The sequence below is a fragment of the Flammeovirga sp. MY04 genome (assembly GCF_001682195.2).
Taxonomy (GTDB): domain Bacteria; phylum Bacteroidota; class Bacteroidia; order Cytophagales; family Flammeovirgaceae; genus Flammeovirga; species Flammeovirga yaeyamensis.
In genome coordinates, this window is record NZ_CP003560.2 from 126419 (window position 1) to 150453 (window position 24035).

Below are 24035 nucleotides of genomic sequence, written 5' to 3' on the forward strand. Positions count from 1 at the left end.
ACTTACGAATAGGGTGTTAAGAGTTTTTTCGAAAAATATTTTGTATTATCTTTCTAATATCAAACCTTTTAAATTTTACAATTTGAAGTCAATATTCTTCATATTATTTCTACTTATTGGCAGTTCTATTGTCGCCCAAAATCCATCCAAGTTTTATGGGAAAATAATTGATGCAACGTCTCTGAGACCTGTGCCTTTTGCACACATCAAAGTAGCGGAAAAAGAAGAAGGAACTACTACAAATGAAAAGGGATTATTTGATTTAAATATAACTAATAAAGGTCGTATTGAGATTGGTTGTTTAGGGTATAAAACTATCTATATTCAAACAGATACGATTGACCTTTCTAAAGAACAGCTTATTTTTTTATCAAGTACAACCCAACAATTGGAAGAAGTGGTTGTTGGTAGAAGAGGTTACGAAAATCCAGCTTGGGAAATTATCAGATTGGCTATGAAAAACGCAGATTTGCATAATTTCAAAAAATCAAAAGACTATACTTATCAATCTAATATTTATACACATATCTATTTTGCTGATTTAGATTCATCATTCTTCGAAAGAAAATTAGTCAATAAAGCCGTATCTAAAATGCAGGCGGTGGGAACCTTGGAGAAGGACAAGAAAGGAATACCGATTGTTCCTGTATATGCATCACATTCTTCATCAGAAATACTGTACAATGGAATCTCAGAAGAAAGAGAAGTCACTAGCTATAAAGAAGCGTTTTTAGGTCCGGAATTCGAACAACAATTTAAAGAGGGTTTGGATCCTGAAAAGACCACCATCAATTTTTATCAACATTGGATGAGGTTTTTAAACTACGATTTTGTATCCCCTTTAAATCCTACCTTCAAGAATTATTTTGATTATGAATTGCAGACCTTTGAAAAGGTAGATAACGATTGGTGTTATAGAATCACATATACTCCAAGACGGGAAAACGACATGACTTTTGGCGGTACAATTTGGGTAACTGATGATGAAAAGAATTTTGCGATAAAAAAGATCACTGCTGATATTGGTCGATCTTCTCCTATCAACTTTATCGATAGTATTCATGTTGAACAAAAACTAGCACCCATAGACTCTTCCCAAGTTTGGCTTCCTTCCGAACAGAAAATTAGAATGTATGTAGGAGGAAAGTTGAATGAAAAGTGGAGTAAATTTCAAGTGGATATTAGTACTCAGAATATTTTTTTGTCAGATGACCAAGAGTTGATAACAACACCTCAAGACAGTAGTATTTTTGCCATGATTGATACCGTAAAAACGATGGGAGAGGTAAAAACTACCGCCAAGTTAATTGATATGGCCGTGACAGGCTACTATCGAATGGGAGGTTTTGACTTTGGTTCTTTATTAGCCCTTTATGCACAAAATGATGTGGAAGGGCATCATTTGCAAGTTGGAGGAATAACCAATACACAATGGAATAAGAACTTTGTTATGGGTGGGCACATTGCTTATGGCACTAAAGACCAGAAATGGAAATGGGGTGTGATGGGGAAATATGTGATTGATCAAGACAATTGGACTTTTCTTTATGCAAGGGCACAACATTCTCTTCAACGACTAGGGGCAGGGATAACTTACCCTGGGCAAGATCCTTATTTATGGTTTCAGCAATTGTGGGGGACTTATAGTAATCCTTACATTTTAGATGAATACAAAATAACAGGAGGAAGTTATATCGCTGAAGGGATTCAATTAAGAGGTTCCTTTACTTATAAAGACGAAAACTACTTTACGACACCAACGACAGATTCTCTCATTTTTAATCAAATTACTACTTCTGAAATTGGAGGGTCTATCATCTTCGATTTTGGAAAAAAATATGTAACAAGCCGACATTTAAATCGGTATATAGCGGCTAATGGAAAGCTGCCTTATATATCAATAAATTATAGTAGAGGTTTACCTAATGTGTTGAATGCAACGGACAGTTATCATAAAGTAAGCATGAGTATCAGTCACCGTTTCAAGTTAGGGGCGATTGGAAGATTAGATTACGTTGCCTCAGCAGGATGGACTCCTTCAACAGTTCCCTTCCCTTTATTATTTGTACATAGAGGAAATAATTTAAGATATATCTATGATCGATCGAGTTACAACTTAATGGGCTTTGGGGAGTTTATGTCGGATGCTTATGGAAGTATCCGGATGTTTCATCACTTCGAAGGTTTATTTATGAATCGTATTCCTTTAGTGAAAAAGTGGAACATCAAAACGTTTGGGATTACCAATTTACTATGGGGTGGAGTTTCTGATGAAAATTTGGCTGCCAATGTAAATCCATGGGATAAAGACGATCCTACTTTTGGAAGTTTAGATCCATCGGTACCTTATGTAGAAGTAGGAGGCGGGATAGAGAATATTTTCAGAATGGTGAAAGTGATGTTTTTATACAGAGCTACCTATCAGGAAACTGCGAGTAGAAAATACGGAATCATGTTTGCGATCGTACCCGAATTTTAATAACTTTCACATCTATTCATCTGAAGTATTAAAATCTATTACTCATAAAAACTAAAGGAAATTCAGGTGATTAACTAACGGAAAAAAACTATGAAACAACTATTAAAACGTGCTCTCATTCTTTCTCTCTTTCATTTTGTTATCATTGCGGCTTGTGGAATTATTCCAGGTGATCCAGGTTGTGGTCCTGGTTGGGATGAACACTTAGAAATTAATGGTATTGAAATCAATTCGGGTAGTGTAGTCTACCATAATGATGAATTGTATTATTTAGAAGATCATCCTTCAGAAGATTATCAAGAAGCGATAATCGCTATACAATTAAATATGTTGGTAAATGATGAAGAAGTGGGATCAACAATGGAAGATCGACAAAAAAACAATAATTACTTCTTCGTTCAACAAGCTTATGCTACTGCAGGACCTCGATATATTATAGATCAGGAAATAGAAGATTATAAAATCATTTATTCTAAAGAAGTAGCAGGAAGAACGGCTGGAGAGGATTTATCCGACCTGTTTATTATTACAGAAAACAATCAGATTGGTGAAAAAAATCGTACTAAAACGGAATGGATGGAAAGTGAAAGTTTTCAATATTTTTTAGAATCACACCAACCTTCGTTTAAAATCAAATTATCAGAATATGTTGCCTTCACCAACGGAGAAATTACTTTTGAGTTAACGTTAAAGGACGGCACAATTTTTAGAAGTAATAAAGAAAAATTTACCATATCAGATCAAACAATGTAATCGGTTTAACGTTATACTTTTGAAACATAATTTAAACTGATGATTGATCTTTAATGATCAATAATTTACTCGGACTCTCTTTATATGATTAATTTACAGCGGCTCAATATGGATAACTCTTGGTTTTTAGAGTTTGAAGGATTGAAACTTCTGATCGACCCTTGGTTGGAAGGGGTTGAAATAGATTACTTTTCTTGGTTCAATAAACAATGGCATAGAACGCCTCCGTTAGATTATGGTAAAGTACCATCTTTTGATGCTGTATTGATTACACAAAAATATCCTGATCATTTACATCAAGTTACCCTAGAAAAGTTACAACCAAAGAAGGTAATAGGTCCCAAATCCATTCAGAAAGAGATAAAAAAGACCTTGCCAAATGCTGAATTTATTGGATTAGATAAACATCAATCTAAAATTTCTATAAACGATATTGATATTTATTTTTTACCAACCCGAAGAGCGATAGATCCCATTTATGATGGATACGTGCTGTCTTCAGAAAATGAAAGTGTTTATCTATTATCACATGGTTTTAGTTTAGATGAACAACATTTAGATTCTTTGGCTAACGTTCCTACCTGCTCCTTGATGTTCACCCCTTTTAATCTTTACAAATTACCTTTCTTCTTAGGTGGTGTCGTTTCCCCCGGAATAGAAAGCGTAGAGAAACTTTGTGAACAAATTCAGCCCAAAGTAATTGTACCTACTCACGACGAAGATAAACATGCTGAAGGTATCGTGAGTAAATTTGCAAAAATTGAATGGTCTGCCCAACCGGAAGACCTATTAAAATATCCTTGGTTAACGGATAGATACCAAGCTTTTTCAGACTATAATCTTAAGCGTATATCATGACAAGCAAACAAAAGGCGTTAGTTGAAATAACTATTATCTACATTATTATAGGCATTTCTGGTGTCCTGAGCTACGAATATATTGATGTTGGTAATAGAATATGGAATATGTTCATTGCAGATGTTGTAATGACAGTAGTCTGTTACATTTTTTCTGTAATCAAAAAAAACACCAGTACTTATGATGCCTATTGGTCCGTGATTCCTTTCTATTTATTGGTGGGTTTTTATTTCTATCTAGGTGGAGGACATTGGAAATTTCCTCAATGGTCCGCTGCTTTTGTCATTAGTTTCTGGTCTTGGCGTTTAACATTAAGTTGGGCAAGAGGATGGCCGGGATGGCATCATGAAGATTTTAGATACGAAAATTTTAGAAACAAATTCGGTAAAGGTTTTGAACCTATTAATTTTTTAGCCTTACATTTTTATCCAACAGTCATTGTATTCCTTTCTTTTTGGGGAATGATCTATGTTTTTGATTACAAAAGCTTATTTGTAGGAATGAAACAATTACCATTTTATTTCTACATTGGTGCCCTTATGTCATTTATCGGAGGAATATTCGAGCTTTTAGCAGATAACGAATTGGATAAGTTTAGAAAAAGAAGCAATCCACAAAAATCGGATATTTTAAGAACAGGAATCTGGGGAAAATCAAGAAATCCGAATTATTTAGGAGAGATGATGTTTTGGTTTGGATTAGCAATTATGGCTTATGCATATAATGCTCCGTGGTATGCAGCATTAGGTTCAGTAGGAATGTGGGCAATGTTCATGTTTGCTTCAATACCATTAAAAGATGCACAAATGATGAAAAATCGTCCTGAAGCATTTAAAAAATATAAAGAGGAGGTATCTAGAGTGTTACCTTTCTAAATCATTCATATGTGTAAAAAAAGTATGGACGTTGAAAAATAACGTCCATACTGATAGTCTGTAGTGTAAATTAAGATTTGATATATATAATTATTCGCTAATTAATTCTTGATTTGGTTTCTTGATAAATAATCCCATTACTATTTCAAATGCACCAAGAATAGTCTTTTTTCTATCAGCAATAAAGAAATGATACTTTTTTCTATCATCTGTATTGCTACTCATGAAACGTTTGGTACTCATGGGGAAATTTAAGACTTTGGCGAATTTTTTTGATTTAGTGCCAAATAAGTAATATTCAGCATTTCCAAAATAGCCTTTATAACCTATTGACGCCCACATAAATTTACTAATGTAAGATTTCTTAAGTTCAGGTTTTATCCACATACACGTAATTTCAGTAACGTTATTGTACGCAGTAAAGTGAAGCATTTTCTGTTTATCGATTTTATCCGTAATGTGTTCGGTATAACGATAAGGATAGGTGTTGCCAAAAACATACCCACCAACTACTTCCCCTTTCAATACGAGAATGTAAGTGACGTTCTTTTTTAAATACTCCTTGCTTACTGATTGGTGAGGACAATGATTTAAAAATTCTTGATAATGTGTTTCTTTTGTTGCCTTGATAATTTTCATAATAAGTGATTGAGTTAGAGTTGAATTAGTTGGTAATAGATTTAGAAACAGACAGTTACATGTGTTAAGATTACAAATAAGAGATTATCAAATGTTAATGTCAATATTACACTTAATAAATCTTTGAATATCAATACAATAACTAGGTATAGTGATAGAATTTGTTGTTTAAACATGGGTGTGATATTATTAAACATTGATAATCAGTTTTTTATTACCTGTGTACTTTTTGTTTATCAAATTATTGGGTAGAAGTGATCAGATAGAACTTGAGGTTGATTGAAATGAGAACAATCTTAAATTATTTTATTAATTTAGTTAATTACAAAAAAACAATTCTATTTACTCTAATCTATTCTCTTTTGAATTCGAAGTTCATCTATTTCCAATGCTTAATTCTTATCACTTTTTTCTCATTGCAAGTGAAAAATACTCATGCTCAAGAAAAGAAGAAAGATAAAGAGAAGTCGCCCTTTTATTTTAACCTCACAGTGGATGAGGATCTATTTCTATTAAAGAGTACAGATCAATTTTATAGTTTTGGAACAGCCATCACAGCAGGTTGGAAAGGGTTGGATAATAAATTCACAAGGGCTTTAACTTTAAAGGCAAAAGATAGTCACGATCTTTATACAGTAAGTTTTGCTCATCGAATGTACACTCCCAAAAATGTAGAACAAACTGAAGTAGATTCTACAGATATTCCATTTTGTGGACAAACGTTCTTAAGATTAGGTAGAGAGTCCTTTTCTCCATCTCATGGATATATTTTAGAGACCTATCTTGATATTGGGGTAGTAGGAGAAATTGCTGGAGCAGATTTTTTCCAGAATAAATTTCATAGTGCAATAGGTAATGGAGCCATTAACGGATGGAAGAACCAAATAGGGAATGGATTACTACTTAATTATACAGTGATATACAAACAGGACTTTGTATCTGTATTACCTTTTGTTGAAAACTTTTTGATACTAAGAGCAACTGTAGGTACAATGGATATCTCCGCTGAAGGTAGTATTCAATTGAGAATTGGCTTGTTTAATAATCACTTTATAAATGGTGAAAGACCTTGGAGTAAAAAAGAAAATACGAGTAGCTTTTATAAGTTAAAAGAGACCAAATATTCTAAAATGAAATACAATAGCGGTATGTGGTCTGAGGATGAAACCTTAAGAGAACAAGCAGAAGAGAGTTGGCTTTTACGTAATTTCAAGATAACACAGGCCTATATCAAATTTGTCTCTGGAGGGATGCTAAATGTCTATTCTGGAGAAATGCAAGGAAGCTTAATTCCTTTTGAGGAATCACCCTATGTAATTGAGTATCATCAAATACCTAAATTAATACATACTTTATCTGTAGGGGTGGTTTTAACCCATAGAATAGGTGCCTTCGAATACCATTGGGATCGCCATAATTATCAGCCAGAAAACACATTTCCACCACTTTACCCTAAATGGGGTAGGTTTAATATGAAGTTTAATTTCTAGTTTGTGTTTTTAGAATTATACTAAAGTTTAATTCGTTACCAATACATTCGGCAAATTCACCCAGCTACCTTTAGTATTTTCAATCTCAGTATTTAAAAAATAAGTACCTTTTGAGAATTTATCGTACTCCACTTTTATCGATGCAGCAGGAGAATAAATGAATCGTTTAACTGTTTTCCCTTTGTCGTTTACTACAGTCACCATGCAACGTTTATAGTTCATATCGTTCATGGTCATCCAAACGACATTTTTATCAGGTTCTGGCAGGTATTGAATGGTTTTGATCCAATGTGATGACAAATCGTTTTCTGTAGGTAATATCACCTGTTTTAAAGCAGAACGACTTCGAACATCAATAAATTCTTTTAAACCATGATCAATATGGTTGTTTGTTTGATGTTCAAAAGAGAGAATAAAATCACTTTCTGTCCAACCATACTCCATACAGTAGAGATAATCGTTTTCGACATACGGGAGTAAAATTTCTTTCTGATGGTTCAGATAAGGGGATAATACTTTAGTATTAAATGTCGTCTTGATATATTGGTGAATAAAAATATTGAACTGATTTCTGTAATCAGGATCTTCTAAAATTTTACTGACTAATAAACGAGCCTCATAAGGATCTAGCCAATGATTTACGTCTCTAACCGCCCAATCAATTCGATTAGAAACATAGTTTATACCAAATGTGTTATTGTATCCTTTAGGAATGTAAGTCCATTTCTTTGTTTTAGGATGTTGATATAAACTGAAGTTGTTTTTGTTGTATGCGTAGTTATTCCAGTGTCCACAGAGTATCTCAACTGCTAATGTTTTGATGAAAGTCTCTGTATCAAAATGTTTTTCAATGTAAGCTTTAAATTCAGTATGATGTAAGAGGTTAATGCTGTCTAAGAAAGAATGAAGTGAATTGTTATGAAAATCATTTCCCGAATAAAGTTGATATACTTTATCATCTAAATATGAATTTGGATCGTTCATTAAATCGGCTCCGAAGTGAGCATTGTAAAGTACTCCATCGTTTGTATCAAATTGATGATGTAAAAAGCGTTCATCAATTGGTTCGGATAGGAGGTATAAGCCTATAAATTGATTATTGATGTATAAATTGGTGTGAGACATTCTTGGTGTTGGTATATCCAAATCAACCAAGAGTTTATTCATCAATTTTTTTCTAGATAAAGTAGGATCATTATTTATGGCTTCAAGATATATGCCTTTTAACTGATCGGTATGCTGACCAAAATTTATTTTAAGGGATTTTTTGTAATTACTATCCTCTACTTTATCATTGATATGAAAACTAATTCCGCAGTAAGATTCCTTCTTTCCTTTATTTTCGATCTTCAGTTGCCCAAACACTAATTGGTTTGGTTTTAAAGACATGGAGATAAATTGATTATAATCTGTAGAATCAATTTCGAGATAGAGATTGTTAACTGTATTGTAATTAAAAAATTCAATAGCCTGATTTGTTTTACATTGTGCAAAACAATTTAAGTAACAAATAGTAAGCAGTATAGTCAGTGTACTCGTTTTCATTAGTGGGGTAACTTGGTTCGTCATCCGAAATGCAAGTCTTACATTTCTAAAATTGTACTTTATTTAAATTTCGATATAATTAATTGATTATCAAACTGAATTAAAGGCAATTTAATACATTGTGTTCATTATTTTATCCAAAAGATTCAACATATGTAAGTATTTGACTCATTTCACTTAAAATGAAAATTTATTCACTTAAACAGTTACCAAACAGATACTATAATTATGTTATTATATTCAAAATATGAAGCCTTATCTGAAAATTATTTTCACAAATAATTAGTAAGGTTTATTTAATAATCAAAGTTAATTATATTTGCCGCAGCATTTGATAGGGAGGGTGCGGGAATAATTTACCACTCCTTCGATAACCTTCAATATGCTCGTTCAAAATTACCACAACACAACCATAGTCGATGAAAATTGATTTAAACAATTTCGAGAGATTTGAGGCAAGGCACAACGCGCCCAACCATACTCAAATCGAGGAGATGTTATCCGCTTTAGGGGTATCAGATATTGATGAATTAATCGCTCAAACTGTCCCTGAGAAAATCCGTCTAAAGAAACCTTTAGAACTTCCTCAACCTTTAACGGAATACCAATTCTTACGTCAATTCAAAACAATTGCAGAGAAGAATAAGATCTATCGTTCTTATATTGGTATGGGATATTACAACACAATTACCCCTCCGGTAATTTTACGTAATATCATGGAAAATCCAGGATGGTACACTGCTTATACTCCTTACCAAGCAGAGATTGCACAAGGTAGATTGGAAATGCTCTTAAATTTCCAAACTATGGTGACAGATCTTACAGGAATGGAATTGGCCAACGCTTCTCTATTAGATGAAGCTACAGCAGCAGGTGAAGTGGTACATATGTTCCATGGAGCTAGAAAAGGTGCTAAGAAAAAGCAAGCCAATAAATTCTTTGCAGCAGACACTTGTCACCCACAAACATTAGATTTAATTAAAACACGTTGTACTCCAATCGGAGTCGACTTAGTGATAGGTAATGTTGCAGATTTAGATGTAACAGACCCAACTTTATTTGGTGTATTGGTTCAATACCCAGATACAAATGGAGCTATCTCTGACTATACTGACTTTATTGCTTCAGCTCACGAAAATGGAGTATTGGTAGCAATGGCTTCTGATCTTTTAGCCTTAACAGTATTAAAAGAGCCAGGTAAAATGGATGCAGATGCTGTAGTTGGTTCTGCACAACGTTTTGGTGTTCCTATGGGATACGGTGGGCCTCACGCAGGTTTCCTTGCGACTAGAGATGCTTACAAACGTCAAATTCCTGGTCGTATCATTGGTATCTCTAAAGATAAAGATGGTAATGAAGCTTATAGAATGGCATTGCAAACACGTGAGCAACATATTAAACGTGAGCGTGCTACATCTAACATCTGTACTGCACAAGTATTGTTAGGTGTGATGGCTGCAGCATATGCTATCTACCATGGTCCGGAAGGTTTAAAAACAATAGCTTACCGTACACACGGAATGGCCAACCTTTTGGCAACATCAATTGAAAAAATTGGTCTTGAAGTAGTCAACAAAGATTATTTCGAAACTGTAAGAATCAATACAACACCTCTTCAAGCAAAAGCAATCAAGATTTTAGCTGAGGAGCGTATGACGAACTTCCGTTACTTCGAGGATGGTAACATTGGCCTATCAATGAACCAACAAACGGATGTTTCTCACGTAGTTGATATTGTAAATATCTTCCAAGACGCACTTGGTTTAAATGAATCTGTAGATGTAGAAGCGTTAGCAAACGATGTAAATGTTTCTATTCCTGCTGATTTACAACGTGAATCTGATTTCTTGACGCATCCAGTATTTAATCAATACCATGCGGAACATGAAATGTTACGTTACTTAAAGCGTTTGGAAAACAAAGATCTTTCGTTAGTACACTCAATGATTTCATTGGGATCTTGTACAATGAAATTGAATGCTACAGCAGAAATGATTCCTGTAACATGGCCTGAGTTTGGATCGATCCACCCGTTTGCACCAAAAGAGCAAGCACAAGGATACCAAGAGATCTTCAAAAACTTAGAAGCTTGGTTATGTGAAATCACTGGTTTTGATGCAATGTCATTACAACCAAACTCTGGAGCAAATGGTGAGTATGCTGGTCTATTGACTATCCGTGCTTATCACGAAGCCAATGGTGATAGCCATAGAAATATTGCCATCATTCCTTCATCAGCACACGGTACGAACCCTGCATCTGCAGTAATGGCAGGTATGAAAGTAGTGATCGTAAAATGTGATGAAGCGGGTAACATCGATGTGGAAGATTTGAAAGCAAAAGCTGAGCAACACTCAGAAAACTTATCTTCATTGATGATTACTTACCCATCAACTCACGGTGTATTCGAAGAATCAGTAATTGAGATCTGCCAAATCATTCACGATAATGGTGGACGTGTATATATGGATGGTGCAAACATGAACGCTCAAGTAGGTTTAACTTCACCTGCTAACATCGGCGCTGACGTTTGTCACTTGAACTTACATAAAACATTCTGTATCCCTCACGGTGGTGGAGGTCCTGGTGTTGGTCCAATTGGTGTAGTTGCAGATCTTGCTCCTTACTTACCGGGTCACGCAGTAATCGATAACAATGTTGGAGAAAAAGCCTCTTCAGCGGTATCAGCGGCACCTTGGGGTTCTGCAAGTATTCTTCCAATTTCTTATGCTTACATCGCAATGATGGGGGCAGAAGGATTAACGAATGCTACAAAAACAGCGATCCTGAATGCAAATTACATGCAAATCAGATTGAAAGAGCATTATCCAGTATTGTACGTAGGTGCAAATGGCAGAAACGCTCACGAGATGATTGTAGACTGTCGTCAGTTCAAGCCAGCTGGTATCGAGGTAGAAGATATCGCTAAACGTTTGATGGACTACGGATACCATGCACCAACAGTATCATTCCCTGTACCAGGTACATTGATGATCGAACCAACTGAATCAGAGAGCAAAGCGGAATTGGATCAATTCTGTGATGCAATGATCGAAATCCGTAAGGAAATTCAAGAGGTCATCGATGGTCAAGCAGATCCTGTAGAGAACGTATTGAAAAATGCACCTCATACTCAGGAAATGACAATCACAGGTGAGTGGACACTTCCTTACTCAAGAGAGAAAGCAGTTTATCCACTTCCATACGTACAAGCCAACAAGTTCTGGCCAACAGTACGTCGTATCGACAGTGCATTTGGCGACAGAAACTTAGTTTGTTCATGTATTCCAGTAAGTGATTATGAAGAAGTGGAAGCGTAAGCACCATTTTTGAAAACTTATCAACATAAATAAGGCTCATAAAAGGATTTTTCCATTTATGAGCCTTAAATATGTATAGCACCCCGTAAATTATTCACATTTATTTTTTTATAAATGTGATCAACCCCCCAGAATGTGAATAACTTTCTTTTCTAAGAACAGATATAAACAAAAAGTTATCAACATAATGTTGGTTACATTTCAAAAATTTAATCATCTGATAAAATTACATTTATCAAATTTTCCCTTTTACCTTAAATTTCTGTCCCCATGAATAAATTCATGGGCTTTTGATACGTTTTCTACCTCAAAAAAGTAACTTTCCTTAGTTCCTTAGTTCCTTAGTTCCTTAGTTCCTTAGTTCCTTAGTTCTAAAAAAACGAGGTCAGGAGACCTCTAAAATTTATGGGCACAAATGACGCTGTCGCTTAACATTTGCGCCAATTTAAACACACCCTTACCTATTACTTATTACTTATTACCTAAAAACGAGCGTTAATTTTGCTACCTGCTACCTGCTACCTGCTACCTGCTACCTGCTACCTGCTACCTGCTACCTGCTACCTATCAAAACGGTACTCCCTCTCCACCAACGCAATCCTCGTCGTATACCCCTCATACCACTTCTCCCTCCCCATTTTTTGAGCAGTCAAATGATCACTATTTGCTTTCCATTTTCTGATTGATTCTAAATCTTTCCAATAGGATACAGTAATGCCGATCCCATCTCGGGCACTTTCCATTCCTAGGAATCCATCTTGTTGTTGTGCCATTTCAACCATAGTATCAGCAGTGACTTCATAACCTTCTTGAACGTTAGTTCTGATACTAGTGAAGATTACGGCATAGTAAGGAGGAGTTGGAGTTTTGGCAATCATAAAGTTTGTTTGGTTTATATTGATGTTTAGATGTATATCAAATTATTTTTTGAGCTTATTGACCATAAATAATAGGCCTGCAAGGATTGGAATCAGGCCAATGACAAGAATAATCTTTGTAGAAAAAGGAGTCGATCTATTCAAAGATGCTTGATTGATAGATATAATCTTATCATTTTCTATCATGAATTGAGTTGAAAATTGATTTTCTTCACTTAAAAAATACTTACCAATTTGGACATCACCTTTATATATTCTGAAAAGGTTCGTGTGGTTACGTTCCTCTTCAAAGGTATTGATTTTGACATTTAAATGTTGAGGATCACTCAATGATTTTATAATATATTTGAGATCCGTTTGATGATCTCCCAAACGGATGCCACCTTGACCAAAAGCTAAATCAGTTCCATCTGCTTCAATAAAAATATGATCCATTAAATAGTTTACTATGAGCTTTTGATATTCAGCCTTTGTTGAGTTTTTTACAAGATCTTCTCCATGAAGCTGAATCATTTGTTTATCCAAGGTCGATCTAGCAAAGCTCATCTCTAAATACCAACCAATGCCTGTATCTCTTAGGTTATAAGTGGCAATTTTAGGATTATGTGCATGAGTGGTTCCCCATGCACATAATAGAAGTAGAATTAGTTTTTTAATCATGTGATTACATTGGTTTTATAAATGAATCTCTCGATTGCTTCCCTTTGATACAAGGAGGAATATTAGGAACATCTCTAGAAGCATGATAATGATAAATACCATCAGGGTATTCTGCAGTGGGACCTGTATGTCCATTACAAGCATCTAAATCTGATGGTACACCATCTGCATCGGCCACAGAATAAATCGGATAGCCATCTCTTGCATAGCCCATCAATGAAGTGGTAGATTGAGTGATATGATCACATTCAAAGGTTCCTTCTTGATAATATCCATAATCCTCCAAAATCTGATTCATATTCTGAGCTATAAAATGCCAATGATAATAACCCGCCGGATCTTGATGACCACCACATCTATCTAAAGAGGGAATGTTGCCATCACCAAAACTAACCACTGAAGGAGGTTCTCCATTAATTGGGGTGCCATCCAAAGCCAAACCCACATATTCTACAGATTCTATATTATCGGAAGCAGACATATTTTCAGGAATAACAGGCACTTGGAATGTGAGTGTTAATTGATCATCAGGAGCTGCTTCCAAGCAATATGCTAAATTGGGGTCAGGTCTACCAGAATCAAAACGTTCGATATTGATGTTTCCTTGAGCATCTATGATATCGTAACCATCATTTTCCATTTTTTGAAATAAAGCTTGATTGAGGATGGCAAAACCTACAGCATCGCCATTACTTGGAGATCCATTTGAAACACCATCTCCATCATAATTTCCTAAACCACCTACTTGATTGATGTTTTCAGGACATAAATGTGTATTGTCATCATCTACATTATTCGCTGTGAAAGTAATTTCATAGCATTGACCACTGCCACCTTCTTGGTAATTACAATCCACTAATCGAGCACTTACAAAACCTGTCATTGCTTGATATTTCCCTATGTCAATCACATAAGTGGTAAAATCGAATGCTGATTCTGTTGTTTCTCCGTCAGTGTTTGTAGCTATTACCTTTCCTGATAAGCTACTACCGGACGCTTGGTTTTGTATTGTATAATTGGTAGAAGTTAGCGTATCACTCAGGGTAGTATTATCTACTTCAATAGAATATTTGATATCCCCCCCTTGTGGATCGGTCGAGGCTGTCCATGATAAAATTGCCCCTCGATTGGTAATTGAATCAATGGTAACGGTAAATGCACTTGGCGCCTCATCGTCTGGATTATTTGGATCGTTAGGATCTCCAGTATTAGGATCATTTGTGGTAGGGTCGTCTTCTTCAGAACAAGCATAGGTAACGGCAAGTAGTGAGAAAAATAGCAATAGATATTTAAGTTTTGACATAAGAAATAGCGCAGTAAATTGAGTGAGTTATTTACAATAGTATATTTAAGTTACTAAAGTATAAGGAGAATAAAAAAAGCCTGTCTTTCGAACAGGCTTTCTTTCTATTTATTTTTTATCCTTATCTAAATTAGGATTTTTTTCCGGAAATGGAGGAGGGGCTGCAGCTGGAGTAGTTGATCTCCAAATAAAGTACAAACCACCTAATACGGCAGGAATACTTAATAACTGTCCCATATTGAATTCCATACCTTGCTCAAAACCAACTTGGTTTTCTTTAAAAAATTCCCAAACGAAACGCATACCGAAGACTAAAACAAGGAAAAGACCGAATAATCTGCCTTGTGGTAAAGCGGGTCCTTGTTTTTTATAGATACCACCTAATATAAAGAAGATACCTAAGTAAGTAAGCGATTCGTAAAGCTGAGCAGGGTGTCTTGGAATATTATCCAATCTTGTAAAGATAAATGCCCATGCAACTTCTGCTGGCTTACCAACAATCTCAGAGTTCATTAAGTTACCAAAACGGATAAAACATCCTGCTAAAGCTACTGGGATGACAATTCTATCTAAAATCCATAACCAAGGTTGGTCTGGACGTTTTTTAGCATAATAATATAATGCGATGATGATACCGATAGCACCACCATGTGAAGCTAACCCACCCTTCCAAACTTGGAAGATTTCAATAAAATGAGCGGGTGTAAAATAGTAATCTGGCTGGTAGAATACCACGTGACCTAGACGTGCACCAATTACAGTGGCAATAACCATATATAATAAGATAGCGTCGGCATCAGATTCTGGTCTGTTTTCGCGAACAAAGATTTTAGCCATGATATAAGTACCGATCAAAAACCCAAGAGAGAATAAAAGACCGTACCATCTAACCGGTAACCAAGATATACTTGGAAATATTTCAGGATTGACATCCCAAGTAATGAATGCTAGTATTGTTTCCATAGTGCAAATATGGTAAAGCATTTGAATTAAAAAAAGGAGTAACGTAGAATTAAAATCAAGAGTTGAAAATTTAATAAACTTTGATTTTTTATATCTGTAGGCGTAAAAACAAAGAGACCGTTTCCACAAAGGGAACGGTCTCTATCTATTTCATTTTCTTTACTGAACTAAAGATGTTTCTAGCGTTAATTAGTATAAGCAATATAGATGAATACGTATTCAGTTTAGTTAAATAAATGTGAATAAATATTAATCAAGTAATGAAGTATCGCTTATTTTAAATTTTTCGTTGCCCTCCTCATCTACATTTAAATAAAGAATGCCTTCTTGTCTGAGTTCTTCTAATTTATTCCTTGCTTCTTTTGCACTTACTTTCGCTTGTAAACATAAAGCAGCTACACTAATTCCTTCGTGATTTTTTTTTGCCAAGGCAATAACATCTGCATCTGTTAATGTATTCACAGCTGGAATTATAGGTTGAGATTTTTTTGAGTTAAGATTCAAAAAAACACCTAAACCTATAGCGGCAGCAAAAGCGAATATAACTATAAAGACTCCCATAAAAGTTATTCGTTAGTTCCTGTAAACTTCATTCTAGGATTTGGAGAGGTGCTTAATGCTTCAAAGTCGTTTCCTTCGAACTGATAATGGGCAGCCATGGCAATCATAGCAGCGTTATCTGTGCAATGTTCGAATTCAGGAATAAAGACATTCCATCCTCTTTTCTTTCCCTCTTCTAATATAGTATTTCTAAGTGATGAATTTGCAGAAACACCACCAGCAATTCCAATTTCTTTAATATTTAATTCCTTTGATGCTTTAATCAACTTCTTCATCAAAATCTTGATGAGTGTATGCTGAATACTTGCACAAATATCGGCTTTGTTTTCTTCAATGAAGTTTTCATTCTTCTGACTTTCTTTACGCATAAAATTTAAGAAAGCAGTTTTAATGCCACTGAACGAAAAATTATAATCCGGAATATTTACATTTGGGAATTCAAATTTAAGTGGGTCTCCATCTTTCGCATACTTATCAATTAATGGCCCGCCTGGATAATCTAACCCCATAATCTTTGCTGTTTTATCGAAAGCTTCGCCAACAGCATCATCTATAGTTTCTCCTACAACTTCCATTTCTAATGGCGATTTCACCACCACTAATTGGGTGTGTCCTCCACTTACAGTAAGACACAAGAAGGGAAACTGAGGTTTCGGGTCATCAATAAAATGAGCAAGAATATGTGCTTGCATATGGTTTACGCCAATCAAAGGAATATCTAAAGACATGGCCATACCTTTGGCAAAAGAAGCACCGACTAGTAAGGCTCCTAAAAGTCCTGGACCTTTTGTAAAAGCTACCGCATCCAAATCCGATTTTTCGATTTTGGCCTCTTTTAAAGCTTCGCTCACAACTGGTAAAATATTCTTTTGATGTGCCCTCGAGGCTAACTCCGGAACTACACCTCCGTATTTTTGGTGTACTTCTTGCGTGGAAACTATATTACTAAGCACGTTACCGTGACTTACTACTGAAGCTGAAGTTTCGTCACATGACGACTCTATAGCTAAAATAATACCGCTCATCGTATAATTATTTGTCTTTAATCAGCTAAATTACAATACCATGAGCGAATGTGCTAATTAATTGTAATCACATTAACTGACATTGAAACTATTTTTTAACAATGAGTGCGAATTCAGCTATAAATCAGTTATATAAAGAATATACTGATGCTAATAATATAGAAATTACAGAAGAAAAGTTTAATACGCTTCTAATGTACTTTCCTTGTCTTTTAATTGTCGCTTCTGACGGAGTAGTAGACGATGAAGAGTGGGTATTTGTAAAGTACCTCTCTAAATTTATGTCAGATGCCTATAAAAGCGATTTGACAAGAAGTGAATTAGAAAATCTTCAAAAACTGTATTTCCAAGAATTGGAATACCTAGTGAAAACATTAGATAAATGGAAAGATCCGTTTTTGGATACTTTGGCGATCTATCTGAATGAAAACGATATAGAAAAAGATGATGTGCTGGAAATCCTTCATTTATTTGCAGATGCTTCTGATGGCGTTTGCGAAGATGAAGAAGAAGCAATAGAAGAGATTTCAGACCGTTTAGGGTTAGAGTCTTAGTTTTTCATCAAAAAGATAATTTGATATTCATTTGTGATTATATAATCCAAGTGAATAAAAAAGCCTCCAACTAATCAGGGACTCTTGGAAAATAGATTCCAGCACCCATCAAAATTTAGATTTTAAATCTATTTTGGTGGGTGTTTTTTTGATCTTTCCTTTGAATCTTATTTCAATCTGAAGTTTTTCATCTTATCAGAGTACAAAATGAGTTAAATTTTCAATTTAAGAACTCTATAGACACACCTATCCAGGGAACATTTTGTAATGACTCCTTTATGCGACTAATTGAAGCTGATCTCCATAGGTTGATTTCTCGTGTTTCTTCTCTTTCTTTTTGGACATTATCACAGCATTTGAAGTTAATATTCCGAAGGTGATCCATAAGATTTCGTTTGCTTGGGTTCTTGCTTTTATTTTACTTAACCCGTAGTTCCTTTTATGTGTTCCGAAAATACCTTCCATGCGAGTTGATCGCTCTTTTGCTATGATGGATCTTATTGCTTTTTCTTCTTTAGTTAAAGCTCGAGGACCTTTCTTTTTGAAATTGGTGATTATATTTTTAGACGTAATAAAACAACGGTTTTTATTCGTTGCATAAATTCCATCTGCTCCAATATGAGTAGCACTTCCAAAAATTTTTTGATGCTTATAAAAGCTCTGTTTAAGACGAGTACTTTCATTAAAAGCATTGGCTGCTAGATGGTCAATAATACATATTCCACCGGCTTGTAAAATATGTGCTTTAAATCCGAATTCTACCTTTTTTGTTTCTTTTCCTCTCACAATTGGTCGAAGCCATGGCTTAGCTAGAGACACAATACGCTCATCAATACGTTCTACTTTATTATCGAACATATATTGTTGCTGAAAACGTACCTTCTTGATTGTTCGTAGTTTAGCCCTTTCTTTTTCCGTTAAATGGACTGATCCTAAATTTAAAACTTCCTGTAGTTGATTTAACCCTTTATTCAAAAGATAAAGTAATGAACCCTTTCTTTTTCGGGTTAGTTTATATCCCTTTCTTCGACGTTTTGAATAGTTCAAATATTTTTCTCTCTGTTCTCTGTATTTATTTCTTGGACGTTTAATATTGAGATCTTTACAAGCCTTGAATAATAATTTTTCAAAAACGAAATAGCAGCACTCCCATAACAGTTTTACATCTGTAGGGTGTCTTATATCACTTTCATAACAAGTTGCATCCATCAGAAGCATATTAAAATATTTAATGTCTCCTTTCCAATGTTTCAATAATATAAACTGAAGTTTGTCCATATCAATATTGGTAGAAAGATAAGACCGGATAGTACTAGGTAAAGTGATATCTTTAATCTCTTCATGATCTCCTAATAAACGAAAGCAAAACATCTGATAAGCCCAATCTGTATTAAATCTTTCAATTAATTTTTCATCACTTAATCCAGAATAAGATTTCAAAAACATTAGGGCTAATTTGCCTTTATTGTTAAGCCATGATTTTCTACCAGAATTTTCCTGAGTGGTGGGAAAAAGTTGCTCCAATTCTTCCCAAGGAATACAGGAATGTACTTTTCCTAATTCAGTATTCTTGAATTTGTAATATTTTAAAGGTTGAGCTTCTTCTGGCTTGAATATTAAAAGTTGCATACTATATTTGAGCTTGGTTTGTGATAGATTTTTGTGTCGTAACTCAAATTTAAACAAGCTAAAACCCCGAAAAAAGCCAATTTGGACATTTTTCGGGGTCTTTTATATAAAATACATCTAAGTAGAAGACTTGTTTACAGTTAGTTAACTATTTACCAAGACTCCCTAATCATAGTTGAAGGCTTTTTTATTATCAGAAATAAAAATTAGTTTTTCACTAAATTCATTTCTTCAATCAAACGAGGACATTCACCATATTTATCAACGATAAATAATACATAGCGAATATCAACGATAATATTTCTACATTTTACTGGATCGAACATCAAATCTGACATGGTCGATTCCCAAGTTCTATCGAAGTTGATACCGATCAACTGACCTTCTGCATTGATTACAGGAGAACCAGAGTTACCACCAGTGGTATGGTTAGAACCTGTAATACAAACGATCATTTTTCCATCTTCACCGTATTGACCGTAATCTTTCTTGTTGTAAAGGTCGATCAATTTTTGGTGTACATAGAATTCATGAGTCTTCGGTACGTCTTGTAATCTTTTTTCCATTACACCTTCTAGAGTAGTGTAATGTTTAAATTCAACACCATCTCTTGGTTCAGAACCTTCAATTTTACCATATGTAACTCTTAAAGTTGAGTTGGCATCTGACCAGTATTTCTTACTAGCTCCTTTGTTATTAGCAACATACTCTCGGTTAGGGAATACTTCTCTTAAAGCCTTTACGTAAGTTCTCATTGATAAATTGATTTCTTCAGAAAGTGTTTTGTATTCAAATACCACTTTATTATTGAAGATCTCGTAAATATCATTGGCTAAAACAAAAGCGGGATCCTTTTTGACTTTACCTAGAATAGCACTTTCGTTACCATTAAGTAAAGCCATCAATTTCTCTTCATTACAGAAAATACTTTTCTTATACATAGAAGCAGCTAATTTATCAAAGTTCCCTTTTTCTTTAGCTGTTCTGAATGCATCTGGCAAGAATGATGGATCAATTGCATCAGAATATAGAGAAGAGGCAGAAACAAAAATCTCTTGATCTGTACCTTTATCATAGTTCTTGAAGAAACCTTTTGTAGAACCTTTTAATTTAGCCACTGCAGCAATGAACTCAGGAGTTCCTGGCTCAAGTTTCTTTAATTCATTAAAACCAAGCGAGAAACGTAAGATTTCAGGGCCATAATACATCTCTTCGATAAACAAGTCTCTGGCCAATTGATATTTTTCAACGGCAGCAAATTGCTTTTCAAACTTCTCTAATAAACCAGCATACTCAGGTTTGTTTTTTACAGCATCGGCGAACATTTTTTCTTGCTCTTCTTTTTTATCTATAGCATCTAAACGTTCTAAACCTTTACTTTCACCAATCCATTTTTTGTAAGCATTGGCCACTCTTGCTTTTTTCGCAGAGTATTTGATTCTTACCGCATCATCCGCTTTCATGTTCTTATCTAAAATTGCGATCGTCTTTTCTCTCATTGCAATTTTGATAGGATTAGATTTGTTTACTGTATAATCTACTCCTTCCGAAGGTAAGTATTGTTGTGTTCTACCAGGGAATCCATAAACCATAGTGAAATCATCTGCCTTCACTCCGTTTAAAGAGATAGGGAAGTGGTATCTTGGTGTGAAAGGAACATTGTCCTCAGAGTACTCTGCAGGTTTGCCATCTTTTCCAGCATAAATACGGAAAATAGAGAAGTCACCTGTATGACGGGGCCATACCCAGTTATCTGTATCTCCACCGAATTTACCAACCGATGAAGGAGGAGCAAATACCAAACGGATATCTGAGAAAGTTTCCATAGTAAACATGTAGTATTCGTTACCATAGAAGAAAGGCTTGATTTGGTAATCATAGTGTGTACCTTTTACAGCAGCATCACCTACTTTCTTAATGTTTTCTGCAATTACTTTCTGACGGTCATCTTCTTTCATACCATCAGTTACTCCATTTAGAACTTTTGAAGTAACATCGTCAATTCTAACAACGAAAGAAACTGTTAAACCAGGGTTAGGAAGCTCTTCACCAAACGATTGAGCTGCAAAACCTTCTGTCAATAAATCTTTTTCTATTGAAGAGTGTGATTGAATTTGTCCATAACCACAGTGGTGGTTAGTAAGAATAAGGCCTTTGTCAGAAACGACTTCACCAGTACAACCTCTTCCAAACCAAACCACAGCATCTTTCATACTTGATTTGTTTACTGAATAGATATCTTCTGCAGTCAATTTAAAGCCATTGGCCTGCATATCTTCTTCGTTAAGTTGTTGTAGTAGTGAAGGAAGCCACATTCCTTCGTGTGCCCATGCCGATAAGGGCAACAATAATAGAGCTATTAGTGTTCCTTGTAAGTATCTTTTCATTTTTACGATGTGAATATATGTTTTATATGATAGTTGTGGTGAACATCGTTTGAAACGTATTTCAAATATGCTCTAAAAGCCGAAGAAGTACTTCGGCTTTTACTAATATAATTTACTAAGAAAATTTAGTTATTGTCAATCCCTTTATTCGCTTTTTCTTTTTTTGAGAAAAAGAAAATTGTTCCAAAGAAAATAGCCAATATAATAATCTTGATAATGCTTGGTAATTGGAAGTCGCTATCGATAATGTGTAAGATACGATCCCATCGAACAGAACCCGTATCAGGATTAGGGTTTCTAGAGAACCAAGTCATTACAGCTTTACCAATAATGTGATCTTCAGGAACAAAACCCCAGAATCTTGAATCCAAAGAATTGTGTCTATTATCACCCATCATGAAATAGTAATTCTGTTGAATAGTATAAGTATCTGTTGCTTGTCCTCCAATGTATAACTTGCCACCTTTGAACTGAGGATTGTCATTTTCCTCATACTTCTGAATGATGTCTTTGTAATAAGGCCAAGTTTCAGTAGTAATTTTTACCTCTTCACCTTCTTTTGGAATGTGTAATGGTCCAAAATTATCAGTTGACCAATTGTTTACAGCTGAACCAAAAATGTTTGGACTTGGTTCAATATCCATCACTTTAGTAATTGACACAACTAATGGATTCTTCTTCAACTCCTTTACCTGCTTATCAGTAAGATTTACATTTTTGTAAGTGTAGGTATTGTTCTCACTTGATTTCGAAATAACATATCCACCATACTGTTCATTAATGTAATTTGCTCTTTCTGGAGATGGGAAGATAGCAACATCATGGATATTATAGTAAATACTTAATTCCTCTAAAGCATCTTTAGTAAGCAATTGTTTTGTGACCATATCATAACCTGTCTGAAGGTTAACATAATCGCCATAATCCGCTTTTTGTCCGTTTATATAAACTACTTGCTCTTTGATCTCGATATCATCACCAGCAATACCAATACATCTTTTGATATAATTGGTTTTCAAATCCGTTGGATAATCATTCAATTCAGCTGGGTAGTTGAAAACAACCACATCATTGTTCTTCACCTCGCTAAATCCAGGTAAACGGAACTGAGGTAATTGAATAGCATCAGAGAATGAATTAATATCAGTTCCCCAGATTTTTTGATGTGTAAGCGGAACTTGAAGAGGTGTCTTCGGAGTACGAGGACCGTAATGTAATTTACTTACGAATAGAAAATCACCAATGTAAAGAGATTTTTCCATGGATGAGGTAGGGATCGTGAATGCTTCAAAAGCGATCCAACGAATAAATGTTGCAGCTACTACTGCAAAAAGTAGAGCATCGCCCCATTCCCTTAAAAATCCTTTTTTCTTTTTATTACTCATAATCCTATAAAGCTAACATGTCTTCCATACCAAAGATACCTTCTTTTTTATGAAGCCATTCTCCAGCTAAAACAGCACCTAGAGCAAAACCTTTTCTTGAATGTGCTGTGTGTTTAATGTCAATTCTGTCGATTTCAGATTCGTAAGTCACCTCATGAGTACCAGGAACGTCGGGCTCTCTAAGTGCTTCGATTTCTATACCGTTTGCTTTAGCTTCATCCTCGCCTTTAAGCGTCCAAGAGTCCACACCTGCAAATTTTTCGATCACACCTTCAGCTAAAGTGATTGCAGTACCACTTGGGGCATCTAATTTTTGTGTATGATGAATTTCAACCATTGAAGATTTGTACTCCTTGTTAAAAGCAGACATCATCTCAGCTAGTTTTTTATTTAAAGCAAAGAAGATATTTACACCTAAACTATAATTTGATGCATAGAAGAAAGCAGTGTTTTGAGCTTTAGTAGCCGCTTCAACTTCTTCTTTCTTATCCAACCAACCTGTAGTACCAGAAACTACTCTGATTCCTTTATCCAAACATACTTTGATATTATCGTAGGCTGAACTAGGTTGAGTAAATTCAATTGCCACATCTACAGTAGAAGGGTCGATATTGATTAAATCTTCTCTATTGTTTAAGTCAATAATATTGACAATGTTGTGTCCACGTTCTTTTAAAATACCCTCAATGGTTTTACCCATTTTTCCGTATCCTATTAATAAAAAATTCATT

At 34.9% G+C, this 24035-nt stretch carries 19 protein-coding genes; 7 read left to right on the forward strand and 12 right to left on the reverse strand.

Annotation, left to right across the window (positions count from 1 at the left end; translation table 11 throughout):
• Window positions 1-82: 82 nt before the first annotated feature.
• The 4 genes from MY04_RS00425 (at window position 83) to MY04_RS00440 (ending at window position 4965) form a co-directional block, all read left to right on the forward strand.
• Window positions 83-2479, forward strand: coding sequence for a DUF5686 and carboxypeptidase-like regulatory domain-containing protein (locus MY04_RS00425; protein WP_158297497.1), 2397 nt, complete (start codon window positions 83-85; stop codon window positions 2477-2479).
• Window positions 2480-2569: 90 nt separating this feature from the next.
• Entirely contained in the window at window positions 2570-3232 is a 663-nt protein-coding gene (locus MY04_RS00430) for a hypothetical protein (protein ID WP_066204722.1), read from the forward strand.
• A gap of 84 nt (window positions 3233-3316) precedes the next feature.
• A complete protein-coding gene (locus MY04_RS00435) occupies window positions 3317-4090 on the forward strand; it encodes an MBL fold metallo-hydrolase (protein WP_084005712.1) in 774 nt (257 codons plus the stop codon).
• A complete protein-coding gene (locus MY04_RS00440; RefSeq protein ID WP_066204729.1) occupies window positions 4087-4965 on the forward strand; it encodes a DUF1295 domain-containing protein in 879 nt (292 codons plus the stop codon). The genes MY04_RS00435 and MY04_RS00440 overlap by 4 nt, the downstream gene beginning before the upstream one ends.
• Window positions 4966-5055: 90 nt before the next feature.
• On the opposite strand, the gene MY04_RS00445 is transcribed toward MY04_RS00440, so the two are convergent.
• A complete protein-coding gene (locus MY04_RS00445) occupies window positions 5056-5604 on the reverse strand; it encodes a hypothetical protein (protein WP_066204732.1) in 549 nt (182 codons plus the stop codon).
• Window positions 5605-5888: 284 nt separating this feature from the next.
• Between MY04_RS00445 and MY04_RS00450 the strand changes: the two genes are divergently transcribed.
• Window positions 5889-7094 carry a lipid A-modifier LpxR family protein gene (locus MY04_RS00450; protein WP_336234578.1) on the forward strand — a complete coding sequence of 402 codons (1206 nt, stop codon included), beginning with the start codon at window positions 5889-5891 and terminating at the stop codon, window positions 7092-7094.
• A 27-nt stretch (window positions 7095-7121) separates the two neighbouring features.
• Here the strand turns inward: MY04_RS00450 and MY04_RS00455 are convergent, their stop codons facing one another.
• Window positions 7122-8483, reverse strand: a complete 1362-nt coding sequence (locus MY04_RS00455) for a CotH kinase family protein (protein WP_066204738.1) — start codon at window positions 8481-8483, stop codon at window positions 7122-7124.
• A gap of 575 nt (window positions 8484-9058) precedes the next feature.
• Between MY04_RS00455 and gcvP the strand changes: the two genes are divergently transcribed.
• The gene (gene gcvP, locus MY04_RS00460) at window positions 9059-11959 is read left to right on the forward strand and encodes an aminomethyl-transferring glycine dehydrogenase (protein ID WP_066204741.1); all 2901 of its coding nucleotides are present in this window, start codon (window positions 9059-9061) and stop codon (window positions 11957-11959) included.
• 560 nt (window positions 11960-12519) lie between these two features.
• On the opposite strand, the gene MY04_RS00465 is transcribed toward gcvP, so the two are convergent.
• From MY04_RS00465 to tsaD, 6 genes are all read right to left on the reverse strand, one after another.
• Window positions 12520-12837: an antibiotic biosynthesis monooxygenase family protein gene (locus MY04_RS00465; protein WP_066204744.1), complete on the reverse strand. Its 318-nt coding sequence runs from the start codon at window positions 12835-12837 to the stop codon at window positions 12520-12522.
• Between the two features lie 42 nt (window positions 12838-12879).
• A complete protein-coding gene (locus MY04_RS00470) occupies window positions 12880-13497 on the reverse strand; it encodes a hypothetical protein (RefSeq protein ID WP_066204747.1) in 618 nt (205 codons plus the stop codon).
• Window positions 13498-13501: 4 nt separating this feature from the next.
• Window positions 13502-14800, reverse strand: coding sequence for a YHYH protein (locus MY04_RS00475; protein ID WP_066204750.1), 1299 nt, complete (start codon window positions 14798-14800; stop codon window positions 13502-13504).
• A 108-nt stretch (window positions 14801-14908) separates the two neighbouring features.
• Window positions 14909-15763, reverse strand: coding sequence for a prolipoprotein diacylglyceryl transferase (gene lgt, locus MY04_RS00480; protein WP_066204753.1), 855 nt, complete (start codon window positions 15761-15763; stop codon window positions 14909-14911).
• 249 nt (window positions 15764-16012) lie between these two features.
• Complete coding sequence (locus MY04_RS00485; protein ID WP_066204756.1) at window positions 16013-16324, reverse strand: hypothetical protein; 312 nt, start codon at window positions 16322-16324, stop codon at window positions 16013-16015.
• Window positions 16325-16329: 5 nt separating this feature from the next.
• Entirely contained in the window at window positions 16330-17349 is a 1020-nt protein-coding gene (gene tsaD / locus MY04_RS00490; RefSeq protein ID WP_066204761.1) for a tRNA (adenosine(37)-N6)-threonylcarbamoyltransferase complex transferase subunit TsaD, read from the reverse strand.
• A 101-nt stretch (window positions 17350-17450) separates the two neighbouring features.
• Here tsaD and MY04_RS00495 point away from each other — a divergent pair, with 101 nt between their 5' ends.
• The gene (locus MY04_RS00495) at window positions 17451-17903 is read left to right on the forward strand and encodes a hypothetical protein (protein WP_066204764.1); all 453 of its coding nucleotides are present in this window, start codon (window positions 17451-17453) and stop codon (window positions 17901-17903) included.
• Between the two features lie 276 nt (window positions 17904-18179).
• Here the strand turns inward: MY04_RS00495 and MY04_RS00500 are convergent, their stop codons facing one another.
• From MY04_RS00500 to dapB, 4 genes are all read right to left on the reverse strand, one after another.
• Window positions 18180-19532 carry a hypothetical protein gene (locus MY04_RS00500; RefSeq protein WP_066204772.1) on the reverse strand — a complete coding sequence of 451 codons (1353 nt, stop codon included), beginning with the start codon at window positions 19530-19532 and terminating at the stop codon, window positions 18180-18182.
• Window positions 19533-19738: 206 nt separating this feature from the next.
• Window positions 19739-21919, reverse strand: a complete 2181-nt coding sequence (locus MY04_RS00505) for a S46 family peptidase (RefSeq protein WP_066204774.1) — start codon at window positions 21917-21919, stop codon at window positions 19739-19741.
• A 125-nt stretch (window positions 21920-22044) separates the two neighbouring features.
• The gene (lepB, locus tag MY04_RS00510; protein ID WP_066204780.1) at window positions 22045-23304 is read right to left on the reverse strand and encodes a signal peptidase I; all 1260 of its coding nucleotides are present in this window, start codon (window positions 23302-23304) and stop codon (window positions 22045-22047) included.
• Window positions 23305-23308: 4 nt separating this feature from the next.
• Window positions 23309-24034 (reverse strand): 4-hydroxy-tetrahydrodipicolinate reductase, encoded by a 726-nt coding sequence (gene dapB, locus MY04_RS00515; protein WP_066204784.1) that lies wholly within the window; start codon window positions 24032-24034, stop codon window positions 23309-23311.
• Between the last annotated feature and the right edge of the window lies 1 nt (window position 24035).

Coding starts and splice junctions, on each gene's coding strand:
- MY04_RS00430 (WP_066204722.1), top strand. CDS start 2,570: ATGAAACAACTATTAAAACGTGCTCTCATTCTTTCTCTCTTTCATTTT.
- MY04_RS00435 (WP_084005712.1), top strand. CDS start 3,317: ATGATTAATTTACAGCGGCTCAATATGGATAACTCTTGGTTTTTAGAG.
- MY04_RS00440 (WP_066204729.1), top strand. CDS start 4,087: ATGACAAGCAAACAAAAGGCGTTAGTTGAAATAACTATTATCTACATT.
- MY04_RS00445 (WP_066204732.1), bottom strand. CDS start 5,604: ATGAAAATTATCAAGGCAACAAAAGAAACACATTATCAAGAATTTTTA.
- MY04_RS00450 (WP_336234578.1), top strand. CDS start 5,889: ATGAGAACAATCTTAAATTATTTTATTAATTTAGTTAATTACAAAAAA.
- MY04_RS00455 (WP_066204738.1), bottom strand. CDS start 8,483: ATGTCTTTAAAACCAAACCAATTAGTGTTTGGGCAACTGAAGATCGAA.
- gcvP (WP_066204741.1), top strand. CDS start 9,059: ATGAAAATTGATTTAAACAATTTCGAGAGATTTGAGGCAAGGCACAAC.
- MY04_RS00465 (WP_066204744.1), bottom strand. CDS start 12,837: ATGATTGCCAAAACTCCAACTCCTCCTTACTATGCCGTAATCTTCACT.
- MY04_RS00470 (WP_066204747.1), bottom strand. CDS start 13,497: ATGATTAAAAAACTAATTCTACTTCTATTATGTGCATGGGGAACCACT.
- MY04_RS00475 (WP_066204750.1), bottom strand. CDS start 14,800: ATGTCAAAACTTAAATATCTATTGCTATTTTTCTCACTACTTGCCGTT.
- lgt (WP_066204753.1), bottom strand. CDS start 15,763: ATGGAAACAATACTAGCATTCATTACTTGGGATGTCAATCCTGAAATA.
- MY04_RS00485 (WP_066204756.1), bottom strand. CDS start 16,324: ATGGGAGTCTTTATAGTTATATTCGCTTTTGCTGCCGCTATAGGTTTA.
- tsaD (WP_066204761.1), bottom strand. CDS start 17,349: ATGAGCGGTATTATTTTAGCTATAGAGTCGTCATGTGACGAAACTTCA.
- MY04_RS00495 (WP_066204764.1), top strand. CDS start 17,451: ATGAGTGCGAATTCAGCTATAAATCAGTTATATAAAGAATATACTGAT.
- MY04_RS00500 (WP_066204772.1), bottom strand. CDS start 19,532: ATGCAACTTTTAATATTCAAGCCAGAAGAAGCTCAACCTTTAAAATAT.
- MY04_RS00505 (WP_066204774.1), bottom strand. CDS start 21,919: ATGAAAAGATACTTACAAGGAACACTAATAGCTCTATTATTGTTGCCC.
- lepB (WP_066204780.1), bottom strand. CDS start 23,304: ATGAGTAATAAAAAGAAAAAAGGATTTTTAAGGGAATGGGGCGATGCT.
- dapB (WP_066204784.1), bottom strand. CDS start 24,034: ATGAATTTTTTATTAATAGGATACGGAAAAATGGGTAAAACCATTGAG.